At 63.2% G+C, this 13,635-nt stretch carries 13 protein-coding genes; 4 read left to right on the top strand and 9 right to left on the bottom strand.

Annotated elements, in window-relative coordinates; genetic code table 11:
• Positions 1 to 65: 65 nt before the first annotated feature.
• From JQ609_RS00640 to pgm, 3 genes are all read right to left on the bottom strand, one after another.
• The gene (locus JQ609_RS00640; protein WP_212271660.1) at positions 66 to 941 is read right to left on the bottom strand and encodes a dihydrodipicolinate synthase family protein; all 876 of its coding nucleotides are present in this window, start codon (positions 939 to 941) and stop codon (positions 66 to 68) included.
• Positions 942 to 1,167: 226 nt separating this feature from the next.
• Entirely contained in the window at positions 1,168 to 2,781 is a 1,614-nt protein-coding gene (gene ggt / locus JQ609_RS00635; protein WP_312014782.1) for a gamma-glutamyltransferase, read from the bottom strand.
• Between the two features lie 193 nt (positions 2,782 to 2,974).
• Positions 2,975 to 4,615 (bottom strand): phosphoglucomutase (alpha-D-glucose-1,6-bisphosphate-dependent), encoded by a 1,641-nt coding sequence (gene pgm / locus JQ609_RS00630; RefSeq protein ID WP_212271659.1) that lies wholly within the window; start codon positions 4,613 to 4,615, stop codon positions 2,975 to 2,977.
• On the opposite strand from pgm, the gene JQ609_RS00625 reads away from it, so the two are divergent.
• Positions 4,616 to 4,843, top strand: a complete 228-nt coding sequence (locus tag JQ609_RS00625; protein WP_212271658.1) for a hypothetical protein — start codon at positions 4,616 to 4,618, stop codon at positions 4,841 to 4,843.
• A 3-nt stretch (positions 4,844 to 4,846) separates the two neighbouring features.
• Here the strand turns inward: JQ609_RS00625 and JQ609_RS00620 are convergent, their stop codons facing one another.
• The 3 genes from JQ609_RS00620 to JQ609_RS00610 are packed head-to-tail and all read right to left on the bottom strand — an operon-like array spanning position 4,847 to position 7,828.
• Positions 4,847 to 5,854, bottom strand: a complete 1,008-nt coding sequence (locus tag JQ609_RS00620; RefSeq protein ID WP_249127507.1) for a Bug family tripartite tricarboxylate transporter substrate binding protein — start codon at positions 5,852 to 5,854, stop codon at positions 4,847 to 4,849.
• A gap of 55 nt (positions 5,855 to 5,909) precedes the next feature.
• Positions 5,910 to 6,818 (bottom strand): VOC family protein, encoded by a 909-nt coding sequence (locus JQ609_RS00615; RefSeq protein WP_249127505.1) that lies wholly within the window; start codon positions 6,816 to 6,818, stop codon positions 5,910 to 5,912.
• 14 nt (positions 6,819 to 6,832) lie between these two features.
• Positions 6,833 to 7,828 carry a zinc-dependent alcohol dehydrogenase family protein gene (locus JQ609_RS00610; protein ID WP_212271656.1) on the bottom strand — a complete coding sequence of 332 codons (996 nt, stop codon included), beginning with the start codon at positions 7,826 to 7,828 and terminating at the stop codon, positions 6,833 to 6,835.
• A gap of 113 nt (positions 7,829 to 7,941) precedes the next feature.
• Between JQ609_RS00610 and JQ609_RS00605 the strand changes: the two genes are divergently transcribed.
• The 3 genes from JQ609_RS00605 to JQ609_RS00595 all read left to right on the top strand — a co-directional run bounded on the left by JQ609_RS00605 (position 7,942) and on the right by JQ609_RS00595 (position 10,226).
• The gene (locus tag JQ609_RS00605; protein ID WP_212271655.1) at positions 7,942 to 8,643 is read left to right on the top strand and encodes a GntR family transcriptional regulator; all 702 of its coding nucleotides are present in this window, start codon (positions 7,942 to 7,944) and stop codon (positions 8,641 to 8,643) included.
• 127 nt (positions 8,644 to 8,770) lie between these two features.
• Complete coding sequence (locus JQ609_RS00600) at positions 8,771 to 9,625, top strand: fumarylacetoacetate hydrolase family protein (protein ID WP_212271654.1); 855 nt, start codon at positions 8,771 to 8,773, stop codon at positions 9,623 to 9,625.
• A gap of 4 nt (positions 9,626 to 9,629) precedes the next feature.
• Positions 9,630 to 10,226 carry an amino acid synthesis family protein gene (locus JQ609_RS00595; protein ID WP_212271653.1) on the top strand — a complete coding sequence of 199 codons (597 nt, stop codon included), beginning with the start codon at positions 9,630 to 9,632 and terminating at the stop codon, positions 10,224 to 10,226.
• Between the two features lie 17 nt (positions 10,227 to 10,243).
• Here the strand turns inward: JQ609_RS00595 and JQ609_RS00590 are convergent, their stop codons facing one another.
• From JQ609_RS00590 to JQ609_RS00580, 3 genes are read right to left on the bottom strand one after another with little or no spacing between them, the layout of a single operon-like run.
• Positions 10,244 to 11,206 (bottom strand): tripartite tricarboxylate transporter substrate binding protein, encoded by a 963-nt coding sequence (locus JQ609_RS00590; protein WP_212207797.1) that lies wholly within the window; start codon positions 11,204 to 11,206, stop codon positions 10,244 to 10,246.
• 33 nt (positions 11,207 to 11,239) lie between these two features.
• Positions 11,240 to 12,454 (bottom strand): CaiB/BaiF CoA-transferase family protein, encoded by a 1,215-nt coding sequence (locus JQ609_RS00585; RefSeq protein ID WP_212271817.1) that lies wholly within the window; start codon positions 12,452 to 12,454, stop codon positions 11,240 to 11,242.
• A gap of 38 nt (positions 12,455 to 12,492) precedes the next feature.
• Positions 12,493 to 13,632, bottom strand: coding sequence for a MaoC family dehydratase N-terminal domain-containing protein (locus JQ609_RS00580; RefSeq protein ID WP_212271652.1), 1,140 nt, complete (start codon positions 13,630 to 13,632; stop codon positions 12,493 to 12,495).
• Between the last annotated feature and the right edge of the window lie 3 nt (positions 13,633 to 13,635).

Here is a 13,635-nt window from a genome sequence, read left to right as displayed (position 1 = left end):
CTCGGCTGGGCGCGCCATGGATTGCTTCGCTGCGCTCGCAATGACGGGGAGAGAGCGCAATCCAACTATCCAACATCCCGCAGCGCCGCTTCCACCACCTTGCGCTGCTCCGCCGTCAGCGCGGCCTGCGGTGGAACGGGATCGCCCACCGCGTAGCCCTGGATTTCCAGGCCGGCCTTGATGCAGGCGGCGAGGTTGAATCGCGCAAAAGCTTCGTTGATGCGCCACAGCTTGCGCTGCAGCGTCAGCGCCTCGTCCCAGCGCTTGGCGTGGCAGAGGTTGTAGAGCTCGACGCTCTGGCGCGGGATGATGCAGGCCGGGCCGGCCATCCAGCCGAGGCCGCCGATCAGCATCACCGCCGCCGGAATGTGGGCCGAGGCCGAGAACACTTTGATGCTCTCGCCGCAGCGGTTCATGATCGAGAGCAGCCGGCCGGTGTTGGTCGAGGCGTCCTTGATGTAGCCGATGCGCGGATGGGCGGCGAGGCGCTCGATCACGTCAAGCGTCAAATCCGAGCGCTGGAACTGCGGGTTGGTGTAGATCACGACGGGAATCTCGACCGCGTCGGCAATGGCGCGAAAATAGGATTCCACCTGCGCGTCCGAAATCGGAAAATACGCTTCCAATATTGCCAGGATGCCGTCGGCGCCGAGCTTCTGATACGCCTTCGCCTGCGCCACCGCATCCGCCGTCGAGGTCGACGCGACGCCGGCAATCACAGGCACGCGGCCCGCGGCGGCCTCGATCGTGGTCTGCACCATGGCGGTGCGCTGCGCCTGGTTGAGATAGGCGAATTCGCCGGTCGAGCCGAGCGGCGTCAGGCCGTGCACGCCTGATTTGATCAGATCGTCGCAGAGGCGGCCGAGCACTTCGGTGCGGATGTCGCCTTCGGGCCCAATCGGTGAAACGAGGTAAGGAAAGACGCCGTGGAGATCAGCCATTGGAGAAACGCCTTTAAAACAGAGAGCCTCCCTCTCCCCTTGTGGGAGCCGAGGCGAGCGAAGCTCGCTCTTAGGGTGGCACGGACGCGAAGCGTTTGTGACGGGTGAGGGGTCTGTTTCCGCGGATAGAGACCCCTCATCCGGCGCGCTACGCGCGCCACCTTCTCCCACAAGGGGAGAAGGGAAGGAAGTACCGGCTTATACGTAACCGGGACGAAGCCACCGTTCAGCCAGCCGTAAGCGCCATACCGTCCGTCGCCGGGTCAGCACCACCTTCCATCCCCTGAGAAGAAATCTTGATACCGTGTACCCAGCCGAATGTGTGCCTAAGTGCGGATCGTACCGTCTGATATCCGAGCCCATTCAGCGCCCGCTCGGTAGAGCGCGGAATCCGGTTCGAGAGATCGATGATATCGCTGGTCGCCGAAAAGCGGGGCGCTGAGACCGCCTCCAGCATCGACATTTCGAAGTCGAGGACGTTCAGCGATACCTGGAGCACACCCATGGCGATCTGGGTCGCACCGGGTGCTCCGATCACCAGGACGGGCTTGTCATCCCTGAAGACGATCGACGGGCAAATGGAAGAGAACCTCGCCTTTCCCGGCGCCAGCGAGCCGGCGCGCCCGGGCCGCGGATCGAAGACACCCATGCATCCATTGTACATGAAACCCAATCCGTTGGTGATCACGCCGGACGGCAAACCAAGCGAATGGGTCATCGAGATGCAGTTGCCTTCGGCATCGCATATCGAAACCTGTGTCGTATCCTTGCTCGGGAGGCCGGCATTGAGCCTGACCACGTTGACCTTGTCGCCACGCTTGATGCCTTCAGCGATTTCGGCGCAGTGCTCTTTCGAGATCAAACGATCGGTCGGAACGTCAACAAAGGAGGGATCACCGATAAACAGATCCTTGTCGCGGGTTGCGGCCTTCATGGCTTCTGCAACGACGCGAATGTATTCGACACTGTTGTGACCTATCGACTTCAGATCGAAATTCTCGAGCGTGCGAAGCATCTCCAGCAGCATGATGCCGCCGCCCGGCGCCTGATTTGTCGTAACCCGTGAGTTTCGATAGGTGGCCGAGAGCGGCTTGTTCCTTACGGTTTGCAGCTTCTCGAGATCAGATCGGCGCAACAGACCGCCGTGGGCCCGCATGTCCGCGTCGATGGCATCGGCGATCTCGCCGCGAAAGAATGCATCAGGCCCATCCTTCGCGATCGTCCGCAGCACGTTTGCATAGTCCCGATTGACGACGCGGTCTCCCACCCGCTTCGGCGATCCGTCCGGCCTGCAATAAAGCGCCTTGGCCGACGGGACGAATGAAATTCGATTGGCGTTGCCCACCCGCCCCATCGTTCCTTCTTCCGACCACCAGGTGTGGACATGCGGCCGAACGTTCCAGCCGCTCTCCGCGTAGTCAATGGCCGGGCCAAACAGCTCCGACCAGGGCAATTTGCCGAGATCTCGGTGCGCGTCGGCAAAGGCCCTGAGTGAGGACGGCACGCAGATCGATTGATAACCGATGTCGTTCACGTTGCCTTTGAGAATAAAGCCGTATCCGTCTCGCGCTTCGCCCTCGATCAGATCCTGCCACATGTCAGGTCGCACGGCTGATGGCGCAGGGGCATGGAAATCGTAGTAGGTGTGCACCTTCTTCGACGGGAAATAGGCGGCCAGACTTCCGAAGCCGGCAATTCCACACATCATGGGGTCAACGACTGTCTGAACCAGCGCGGCCGCGATGGCCGCATCGATAGCGTTGCCGCCGGCGGCGAGGATGTCCCTGCCCGCCTCTGTGGCCTCGGGTTGCGGAGTTACCACCATGCCCTTGTGCGTCACGTTCTTCTCCCTGGCGCCGTGAGTTGACATCCGGTCGCTGCAAGGAGCGAAGCAGCTAGGAATTCTTTTGGCAACAGCGCGATCGGCATGGGCCTCTGCGAGAAAAACCAAGCCTCGGGCAGCGCACACGCGCAGGAGCAACCTGCCTCAGCCGTGGACTTAACAGCGAGGAGGCTGCTTTGACGCTGCTTCGTCAGAACGCCTTGGCGATCGCGGCCCTGGCGTCGCTCTGGATCCTGCCCAGATGATCGCTGTCGCGAAAACTCTCGGCGTAGATCTTGTAGACGTCTTCGGTGCCGGACGGCCGTGCGGCGAACCAGCCCTGGTCGGTCTCGACCTTGATGCCGCCGAACGGCTGATCGTTGCCGGGCGCCTTGGTCCTGACCGCCGTCACCGGATCGCCGGCCATTTCCTTCATGCCGAGCTGTTCCGGCCCGAGCGCCTTGAGCGCGTTCTTCTGCTTTGGCGTCGCCGGCACGTCGATCCGCGCATAGACGGGCGTGCCGAGTTCGGCGGTCAATCCGGCAAACAACTCGCTGGGATTGCGGCCGGTTTTGGCGAGGATCTCGGCGGCCAGCAGCCCCATCACGACGCCGTCCTTGTCGGTGGTCCACACCGACCCGTCGCGTTTGAGGAACGAGGCGCCGGCGCTTTCCTCGCCGGCAAAACCGAATGCGCCGCTGCCGAGCCCCTCGACGAACCATTTGAAGCCGACCGGAGTCTCGACCAGCTTGCGGTTCAGCTTTTTCGCAACGCGGTCGATGATCGAACTGGAGACGATGGTCTTGCCGATCGCGGCATCCCTGCTCCATTGCGGCCGGTGCTCGAACAGATAGGCAATTGCAGCGGCGAGGAAATGGTTCGGGTTCATCAGGCCGCCGGTGCGCGTCACGATGCCGTGGCGGTCGGCATCGGTATCGTTGGCGAAGGCGACGTCGAATTTGTCGCGCATCTGGATCAGGCTCGCCATTGCGTAGGGCGAGGAGCAATCCATCCGGATCTTGCCGTCCCAGTCCGCGGTCATGAAGCGGAAGGTGGGATCGACGACATCGTTCACAACAGTGGCGTTGATGCCGTAATGCTCGATGAGAGGCTGCCAATAATGCACGGCGGCGCCGCCGAGCGGATCGATGCCGATCTTCACGCCGGATGATTTGATCAGCGCCATGTCAACGGCATTGCCGAGATCGGCGACATAGGGGCGGATATAATCATACAGATGCGTCGACGGCGCCTTGCGGGCGCGTTCATAGGGCATCCGCGCCACGCCCTTCATGTCTGCCGCCATAAAGGCGTTCGCGGCTTTTTCGACCCTGGCCGTGACGTCGGTATCGGCCGGGCCGCCATGGGGCGGATTGTATTTGTAGCCGCCGTCCTCGGGCGGGTTATGCGACGGCGTGATGACGACGCCGTCGGCAAGGCCGCTGGTCCGGCCCTTGTTGTAGCTCAGGATCGCGTGCGAGATGACCGGCGTCGGCGTGTAGCCGCCGCGATCGTCGATCATGATATCGACGCCGTTGGCGGCAAACACTTCCACCGCGCTCACCAGCGCCGATTCCGCCAGCGCGTGGGTGTCGATGCCGATGAACAGCGGGCCGGTCAGCCCGGTTTCGCGGCGGTAGTCGCAGATCGCCTGCGTCGTCGCCAGAATGTGGTTTTCGTTGAAGGAGTTTTTCAGCGACGTGCCGCGATGACCCGAGGTGCCGAAGGCGACGCGCTGGGCGGGATCGGCCGGATCAGGCTTGCCGGCGAAATAGGCCGTCATCAGGCGCGGAACATTGACGAGATCAGCGGAACCGACCGGTTTGCCCGCGGCGGGATTGGATGCAGTCACATGGCCTCTCAGGACGAAGTGGTTTCCTGGAACATAATCGGTTCTGATGAAATCAGAACCGATTATGTTCCAGATTCTTGTTTTGACGCGTTTTTTTTCACGCGAACCGGTATCCACTTCGCTCAAAAACGCTTTGGAAACATACGCGAAAGGACGGCGGCGACAAAGGCGCTTTCGGCCGCTCACCATGCCGGAAATGCAAGCAGGACCGCCATGACGATGCCTTGATCGTCACAGCCGGGGAATATTCGCTGTCTTGATCACGTCGGCCCATTTTACGATTTGCGATTGAATCAGCGCGCGCATCTCCTCCGGCGTACTGCCCTGCACTTCGCCGCCGATCGCGGTTTCCAGCGCCGCCCTGGTTTCGGGATCGGCGAGGGTTTCCAGAACCGCCTTGTTGAGGCGCTTGATGATCGCCGGCGGTGTGCCCTTCGGCGCCAGCAGGCCGGCCCAGGTGCGCACATCGAATCCCTTGACGCCCGATTCATCGGCCGTGGGAACGTTTGGCAAGAGCTTGCTGCGCGCAGGCGAAGTGACGGCAAGCCCGCGAATGGCCCCGCTCTCGATCTGCGGCGCCAGCAGCACCGGCGTTCCCACGATCATTGGAATCTCGCCGCCGAGCAGCGCGGTGACGGTGAGCGAATCGCCGCGATAGGGAACGTGCACCATCCTGATGCCGGCCGTGGTTTCCAGCAGCGCGCCGGCCAGATGGTGGGTGCTGCCAAATCCAACGGAAGCGTAGTTGAGCTCGCCGGGCTTGGCCCGGGCAAGCGCGATCAATTCCCCAAGCGATTTGGCCTCGTAATCGGCGCGAACCGCGATCACGAGCGCGTAGTAGACGGCGGTCGAAATCATCTCGAAGCTCTCGACGGAATCGTAGGGCAGCGACTTGTAGAGTGCCGGGGATATGGCGTGGGCGCCGGTGACGAGCCCGATCGTGTAGCCATCGGGCTCGGCCTTGGCGATCTGGGCCGCGGCGAGATTGCCGCCCGAGCCCGGCTTGGCCTCGATCACGATCGGTTGGCCCAGCCGTTTCGAAAGCCCGTTCGCCAGAATGCGCGACAGGGTGTCGGCGGCGCCGCCGGCGGCAAAACCGTGGAGAAGGCGGATCGGCCGGGTCGGATAGTCCTGGGCGCTGGCGGCGCACATCGATCCCGCGATCGTGGCGATGAACAACATCGCGAGCAGTCGCCCGAACGAATGACGACGAACTGAACTGCGTGTTGATCCCGCCATTTTCGTCTCTCCCCATATCGATCATTGTGATGTTAGCCGTCGAAGGTCCGCGCGCTTACTTCCCGCCGCGCATCTTCGGCGAGAACTCCGCCGCGTCAGGCGAAGGGCCGACGCCCCAGATGTCGCGCGGCAATCCGATCCAGGTCTTCGGACGCTGCGGCCGGTCGCGATGCCAGGGGCGCGGTTCGAAGTAACCGAGTTCCTCGTCGGCCATGCGGTCCATGTCGTAGAACAGCTCGATCAGATAGCCGTCGGGATCGCGATGATAGGTCGCGATGTTGTGGCCGGGGCCGTGGCGCACTGGTCCCCACAACAGCGGGATTTTTCGGCGCCCGAGCAGGTCGCAGGCCTGCTGCATGTGGGAAGCATCGCGCAGTTCGAACGCCATGTGGTGCAGCCGCGCGTCAGTGCCGCGCGCGAAATTGATGGCGTGATGCTCGAAGCCGCAGCGCATGAAGACGAAGTTTTCCTCGATCCGGTCTGAATCGCGGAAACCCAAAACGTCGGCATAGAACTTTGCGGTGCGGTCCGGATCGGGCGCATACAGCGCCATGTGGCCGAGTTTGCTGACGACGATGCCCCGCACCTGTTCGCTCGGCGGGGTGAATTGCCACTGCGTGAACAGCTCGATCTGGCGGCCGTCGACATCCGAGAAAACCAGCGCGCGCGGTATTCCCGGCACCGAATCGGAGCGGAGTTCGGATTTGATGCCGAGATCCCCAAGCTGCTTGCCGACGTCCCCGAGTTCGACATTGGGGGCGATCTCGAACGCCATGGCCTTGCAGGATGAAGCCGTATCCTGCTCCAGAACCAGCGTGAGTTCGCCGGACTCCGAGGCGAACAGCGCGCGACCGGCCTGCCTTTCGACAAGACCGACCCCGATGATCGCCTGATAATATTCGATCTGCTGTGCGATATCGGCCGTCGCAAACGTCGCGTGCCTGATGCGTTTGACCTTTATCATCGTAACCATCCCCGTCAGTCGCGCGTCATGATGATCTTGCCGAGCGCCTTGCCCGAATCCAGCAGCTCGTGCGCCTGCCGCACTTCGGACAGCTTGAAGCGGGCGAAGATCGCCGGCTTGATGCTGCCGTCCGCGAGATGGCCGATCATGCGCTTCATGATCGCGCGGCGGCCTTCGCGGTCGTGGTCGTAGATGTGAAACGAGAAACAGCGGATGGCCGGACAGACGTCGAGATGCTTGCGCATCTCCTCCATCATGTTCTGCGTCGGCAGGCCGTCGAACGCGTTGTAGGAGACCACCGTTCCCCACTTGGCCAGTGCGCGCAGATGGCTGAAGAAATCAGGACCGCCGACGTGATCCAGCACGAGATCGACGCCGCGCCCGTCGGTCAGTTCGCGCACGCGCGCGACGACGTCTTCGCCGCGGTAGTAGATGATGCCGTCGGCGCCCATCGCACTGGCGAAGACCGCCTTCTCCTCCGAGCTGACGGTGCCGATCACGGTCATGCCTGCAAGTTTTGCCAGTTGCACCAGCGACGAGCCGACGCCACCGGCCGCGCCGATGACGAGCACCGATTTCGACCGACGCGCCGATCCGCATTCATTCAGCAGCGCCCAGGCCACCTGGTAATTGGCAAGGCAAACCGCGGCCTCGAGATCAACCTGCTCGGGCAGCAGATGAATGGCATCCGCCGGGGCTGCGACCAACTCGGCGTAGCAGCCGCCGCGCTGTGCCAGATCGCGGGCGCTCAGCAGCACCTTTTGTCCGACCTTGATGTCACGGACGTCGCTGCCGATCGCCTCGATCCGGCCCGCGACGTCGTTGCCGGGGTTGGCCGGCAGCGGCGGCATCCATTTGTAGACGCCGCTACGGATCAGCTTGTCGGGCTGCCCGACCCCGAAGGTCTCGGCCCGGATCAGCACGTCGGTCTCGGCGAGCTTTGGCTCCGGGACGTCCTGATATTGCAGGGCGTCCGGTCCTCCCGGGCGGTGTACCAAGACAGCCTTCATGCGCGCTCCCACCCGTCCTCAAGCCATATTTTCGAAAATACTACCGCTTACGAAAATTATTGCAACAGCATTCTCGCCTCGATAGACTCGAAGGGCGATCGGAGAGCGATTCCATGAACGTGACGGCCTTCAAGCGCCGAAAGGAATTCGGCAAAACGCTCGCGTCCGACATCGCGCACCGGATGCGAAACGAGATCGTGACCTGCCGGCTCAAGCCCGGCGAGGTGCTCAAATTCGATACGCTGCGGCTGGCCTATGGCGCGAGCTTCACGACGCTGCGCGAGGCGCTGACGTGTCTTGCGGCCGAGGGGCTGGTGGTGGCCGAGGAGCAGCGCGGCTTCAAGGTGGCGCCGATCAGCCTCGCGGATCTGATCGATCTCACCCGTGCCCGCATCCTGATCGAGGTCGATTTGATCCGCCGCTCGATCGAAAATGGCGATGATGACTGGGAAATCGCGGTTATTTCGTCGATCCACCGGCTTGGAATCATCGAGGGGCGCGAGGTCGAGGACTACGCCGACAATCCGGAATGGAAGCTGGCGCACCGGGAGTTTCACGAATCCCTGGTGGCGGCATGCGGCTCGCCAACCCTGCTTGGCATCCGGCAATCACTGTTCGAACGCGCCGAGCGCTATCGCAATATCTCGGCAAGGTTCCGGCCACGTCCGCGCGACAAGGCTGGCGAGCACCGTGCGCTGATGAAGGCCGCCGTCGGCCGCGATGCCGACCGCGCCTGCGAGCTGATCGCAAAGCACATCCAGAGCACCACTGACAACGTCATCAAATACGCTTCGGAATTGTTCAGCCAGAATTGAACCCGATCGGGCCTCGGCGACCGCGCCGAAATGCGCGCTCCCGAGCCGAAACTGAATTCCGCTTGTTTAATTTTCGAAAATAGTGTCTTTTACGGAAATCTTAGATCAGGGTCCAGGGATCACGTTCATGAAGCTCATATCTTTCCTGCGGCAGCAGACCGAAACATGGGGCGCCGTGCGCGGCGACGAGGTCATCGACCTCGGCAAGGTGCTCGGCGGGACGCTGGCGGATTTCATTGGCAGCGCGAAATTCGCCGAGCGGGAGCAGATCGCCGCCGCCCTCAAGCCCGACCTGAAACTGAGCGAGATCAGTTTTCTGCCTGTGATCCCGCGGCCCGAAAAGATCGTCTGCGCCGTGCGCAACTACCTCGACCACCACAACGAGGCTGTCGCGTTCGGCATGAAGCGCGAGATCACCGAATTTCCGCCGATCTTCCTGCGGGTCTGGCGCTCGCAGGTCGCGCACAACGCACCGGTGATCCGGCCAAAAGTTTCCGACAATCTGGACTGGGAAGGCGAGCTCGCCGTCGTGATCGGCAACGGCGGCCGCCACATCAGCCAGGCCGACGCCTGGAATCACGTCGCGGGCTATTCGATCTACAACGACGTCAGCGTCCGCGACTGGCAACGGCATGCGCAGCAGATCGCGTCCGGCAAGAATTTCGTCGGCACCGGCCCGTTCGGTCCATGGCTGGTGACGCCTGACGAGATCGCCGATCCCACCAATCTGAAGCTCGAAACCCGCGTCAATGGCGAAACGGTGCAATCGAGCAATACCTCGATGCTGATCTTCTCGATCCCGCGGCTGATCGAATATTCCTCGACCATCTTTGACCTCGTGCCGGGCGACGTCATCGCGACAGGCACGCCGGCCGGCGTCGGCTTCACGCGCAAGCCGCCGATCTTCCTCAAGCCCGGCGACGTCGTCGAGGTCGAGATCGAACAGGTCGGTGTGCTCCGCAATCCCGTCGTCGACGAGTGAACCGATGACGACGCAATCGTCCGCCGCCTATGAAATCCGCAAGACGTCGCTGAGCGTCGAAACGATCTGGCACGAGCGTGGGCCACGGCTGGCAACGCCGCTGCTCGTCGGCACGGCGATCGCAGTGATCCGCAATCCCTTTGCCGGACGCTATGAGCCGGATCTGATGCCGTTTCAGGCGTCGCTCCGCGAACTCGGCCGCGAGCTCGCGGCCGGGTTGATGGAGCGGCTCGGCGCCAGCGCCATGATTGAGGCCTATGGAAAGGGCATCGTCGTCGGCGAGGACGGCGAGTTGGAGCATGGCGCAGTGTGGCACGAGGCCGGCGGCCAGGGCATGCGCGAGGTGCTTGGCCAGCCCAAGGCCATCGTTCCCGCGGCGAAGACGATCGGCGGCCCCGGCACCCGCCTGATGGTGCCGCTCGGCCATATCAACGCCGCCTATGTGCGCAGCCACTTCGGCACCGCCGAGATGACGATGTGGGACGCGCCACGCCGCGACGAAATCGCGTTCGGCCTCGTGATGGCAACCGGCGGCCGGCCGCACGCCCGCATCGGCGGATTGTCGGCCGATGCGATTTCAGTCCATGACGGTCAGCGCTGACTTCACCCGCCGATCGCTCAGCCGCCCTGCAGGCCGGTTTCCTTGATCAGCGGCCCCCACTTCAGCCGCTCCCGCTTCTCGAACTGGGTCAGCTCGGCGGGCGTACCGCCGCCGGGATCGAATCCGAGTTCCAGCAGGCGCTTCTTCGTTTCCGGTTCGGCAAGCGCCTTGGCCAGTTCCTTGTTCAAGAGATCGACGATCGGCTGCGGCGTGTCGCGCGGCGCATAGAACGCGTTCCAGGCGGTCACCTCGAAGTCGGCTACACCCTGCTCGGCGATGGACTTTACACCCGGCATCAGCTCGGTCGATTTCAGCGAGGTGATCCCGAGCGCCTTCAGCTTGCCGCCGGCGACATGGCCGCGCAGCGCCGTCACCGTGTCGATGATCAGCGGCACCTGGCCGCCGAGAACATCCGTCGTCGCCGTCGCCGATCCCTTGTAGGGCACCGAAAACAACGACGCGCCGCTCCGCCCCTTGAGGAACTCGAAGACGATACGGGCCGTCGTGCTCGGCAGCGCGATGTCGACCTTGTCGGGCGTCGCCTTGGCCGCGGCAACCAGGTCGGCCAGCGAACTTCCTGAAAACGACGGATTGGCCGCGAGCACCATGGGCAACTTGCCCACCAGGATGATCGGCGCAAAATCCTTGGCCGGATCGAATCCCGGCGATGCGTACATGAACTCGTTCATGCTCTGGGTGGCATTGGTGCCCATCATCAGCGTGTATCCGTCAGCGTCCGAACGCGCCGCCTGCTCGGCGCCGATATTGCCGCCGGCGCCCGGCTTGTTCTCGACATAGAACCGCTGGCCCATCGTCCGCGACAAATGGTCGGCGAAGTATCTTGCCACCACGTCGGTGCCCTGGCCCGCCTGATACGGCACGATGATCCGCACCGGCCTCGACGGATAGGACTGCGCAACTGCCGCGCAACTCCATAGCAAAGCCAGCAATCCTGCGGCCCATTTTGCGGATTTCAGCATGATGGTTTCCTCTCCAGATGATTTTGTTTTTTGTTATGAGCTCTTCTTGTCGTTGGGTGAGACGATGCCGGTCTCGATCAAACCGTCGATGGCCATTTGATCGAATCCGGCTTCCGCCAGTATGTCGTGGACATGTTCGCCGAAGCGGGGCGGTCGCCGTCCCGCGCCGCCGGGCGTCTGCGCAAGTTTTATGGGAATGCCGGGTGCGCGGTGGCCCTCGCTTTCGACCAGCATGTCGCGGTGTGCCACATGCGGCTGCGCGAACGCCTGCGCCACATTGTTCACCGGTCCCGCCGGCACCCCCGCGCGCATCAAATCGCGGCAGAGATCGTCGGACTTGAAGCCGGCCAGCGTGCGCTCGAGTTCGGCGCGAAGGGATCCTACGTGCTTGAGCCGGTCGGCATTGGTCCGGAAGCGCGGATCGTCGAGCAGATCTTCGCGCGCCACCTTCTGGCAGAAACGGCGGAACTGGCCGTCGTTGAGAATACCCAGGAATATCTCGCCATCGCTGGCGGCGAATTTGTCGTAAGGCGCGATGTTGGGGTGGGCGCTGCCGAGCCGGCCGGGCACGACGTCCGAGCAGAGCCAGTTGGCCGCGTGCGGCACCAGGAGATTGAGCGCGGTGTCGAACAGCGTCACCTCGACGCGCTGCCCCATCCCGGTGCGCTCGCGCGCCGCCAGCGCCAACAGGACGCCGGTGAGCGCATTGTATCCGGTGACGTAATCGACAATGGGAACACCGACGCGGGTGGCGCCGGATTGCTGCGTGCCGTTGATGCTCATCAGCCCGCACATCGCCTGCAGCACCGCGTCATAGCCGGGGAGCCCACCGAGCGGCCCGTCGGAGCCGAAGCCGGAGATGGCGCAGTAGATCAGCCGCGGAAAGCGCGTGGACAGAGCATCAAAGCCGATACCCCAGCGCTCCATGGTGCCCGGCAGGAAATTCTCCACCAGCACGTCCGCATCCTTTAATAGGGCTTCGAGCACCGCGCGCCCTTCGCTGCGCGAGAGGTCGAGCGCCATGCCGCGCTTGCCGCGGTTGACGGCGCTGAAATAGGCCGCCTGCCCGGCCGCATCGAACGGCGGCCCGAGACCACGGGTCTCGTCCCCCGCAGGCGGCTCGATCTTGACGACATCGGCGCCGTGATCGGCCAGCATCTGCGTGCACAGTGGTCCGGCGAGCACGCGCGACAGATCGACGACCTTGAGGCCGGTCATCGCTCCGCGCGTGAGCTCGTTTGCGGGCATGGTCAATTGACCGTTCTGTTGTCAGGAACGAAGCTTCTTCAGGAACGGCTTGGCAGTTCCACGATGCCGGTCCCCAGCACCGACACTTCATTGTCCTGGTTGTAGGCTTCCTGCTCGATCTCGACGAGGTGACGTCCGCCCTCGACGAACTTGCGCTTCACCTTGCCTCTGATGAACAGCATGTCGCCTTCGGGATTGTGCCGGCGGATCTTGCAGGTCGCACGGCGCAGGAAGCCGTCATCGCCCATCCAGTTGGTGAGATGGTGGGTGAGCCAGGAGCAGCGTTCCGGACCGTAGTCGTAGGCACCGGGCGCGCCGACCTCGAGCGCGAACTCCTCTTCCCAGTGCACGCGCTCGGGACAGTCGGGAATATTGAAACGGTTCGGGATGCCGAGACCGCGATGGGCGTCCTGCAGCTTCCAGGCGAGCTTGTTGGCGCGGATGTAGAGGCCGCCCCACCCTTGCGCATAGGCGATGAAGCCGGTGACCGTCATCGGCCCCTTGAACATGACGGGCAGCGCCTCACCCTCGGTGACGTCCTGCCAGTAGCGCTTGCGCGAACCCTGAATCCGCTCCTCGGCATAGAGCTTGTAGGCGTCAGCCAGTTCCTGCTCGCTGTAACGGCGCGGCGCGCGGGCCTTGACCTCCTTGTACTTGGTGCCCTGCTCGCGCGCATGGTCGCGCTCGGTGCGGAAGCACCAGCTATCCGCCTCGGCGACGAGGTCGCCCTGCTGGTTGAAGAAGTCGACATGATAGGTCTGCTGGATTGCGCGGCCGGCAAAGCGCGTCTGGTGCTCGACGAGATCCTTCAGCTTGGCCTCGGTCGAAATCACGTCGTTGCGCCTGACCGGCTTGTGCCAGGTCCAGTCGGCGCCCGACCACATCGCGTGGACGCCGGGCAAACCGCCGACGTAACCCGACACGATGCGGCTGGTCGAGAACAGGAAGCTCGGCAGCGCGATGATGCCGCCATGGTTGGTCTTGGCGGCGTAATCAGGGTCGCACCACAGCGGATTGTCGTCGCCGATGCCGTGCGCATAATGGCGGATGTTGTCGCGCGTCGCCTCGTAGCACCAGGGCTCGGCGGTGACGCCGATGGAGACGCCGATGCGCTTGCGCAGATCGTCGAGGCCATCCTCGGTGATTTTCGGAAATCTGGTTTCGACGGTATCAAGCATTGA

This window comes from Bradyrhizobium sp. AUGA SZCCT0169, from assembly GCF_018130085.1.
In the GTDB taxonomy this organism is placed as follows: Bacteria; Pseudomonadota; Alphaproteobacteria; order Rhizobiales; family Xanthobacteraceae; genus Bradyrhizobium.
This window is presented reverse-complemented; position numbering and strand designations above follow the sequence as displayed.

What these genes read in the sequence shown, in the direction of transcription:
- JQ609_RS00590 (WP_212207797.1), bottom strand. Translation starts at nt 11,206, where the DNA reads ATGCTGAAATCCGCAAAATGGGCCGCAGGATTGCTGGCTTTGCTATGG.
- JQ609_RS00585 (WP_212271817.1), bottom strand. Translation starts at nt 12,454, where the DNA reads ATGCCCGCAAACGAGCTCACGCGCGGAGCGATGACCGGCCTCAAGGTC.
- JQ609_RS00600 (WP_212271654.1), top strand. Translation starts at nt 8,771, where the DNA reads ATGAAGCTCATATCTTTCCTGCGGCAGCAGACCGAAACATGGGGCGCC.
- JQ609_RS00610 (WP_212271656.1), bottom strand. Translation starts at nt 7,828, where the DNA reads ATGAAGGCTGTCTTGGTACACCGCCCGGGAGGACCGGACGCCCTGCAA.
- JQ609_RS00620 (WP_249127507.1), bottom strand. Translation starts at nt 5,854, where the DNA reads ATGGCGGGATCAACACGCAGTTCAGTTCGTCGTCATTCGTTCGGGCGA.
- JQ609_RS00595 (WP_212271653.1), top strand. Translation starts at nt 9,630, where the DNA reads ATGACGACGCAATCGTCCGCCGCCTATGAAATCCGCAAGACGTCGCTG.
- JQ609_RS00605 (WP_212271655.1), top strand. Translation starts at nt 7,942, where the DNA reads ATGAACGTGACGGCCTTCAAGCGCCGAAAGGAATTCGGCAAAACGCTC.
- JQ609_RS00640 (WP_212271660.1), bottom strand. Translation starts at nt 941, where the DNA reads ATGGCTGATCTCCACGGCGTCTTTCCTTACCTCGTTTCACCGATTGGG.
- JQ609_RS00625 (WP_212271658.1), top strand. Translation starts at nt 4,616, where the DNA reads ATGGCCTCTCAGGACGAAGTGGTTTCCTGGAACATAATCGGTTCTGAT.
- JQ609_RS00580 (WP_212271652.1), bottom strand. Translation starts at nt 13,632, where the DNA reads ATGCTTGATACCGTCGAAACCAGATTTCCGAAAATCACCGAGGATGGC.
- JQ609_RS00615 (WP_249127505.1), bottom strand. Translation starts at nt 6,818, where the DNA reads ATGATAAAGGTCAAACGCATCAGGCACGCGACGTTTGCGACGGCCGAT.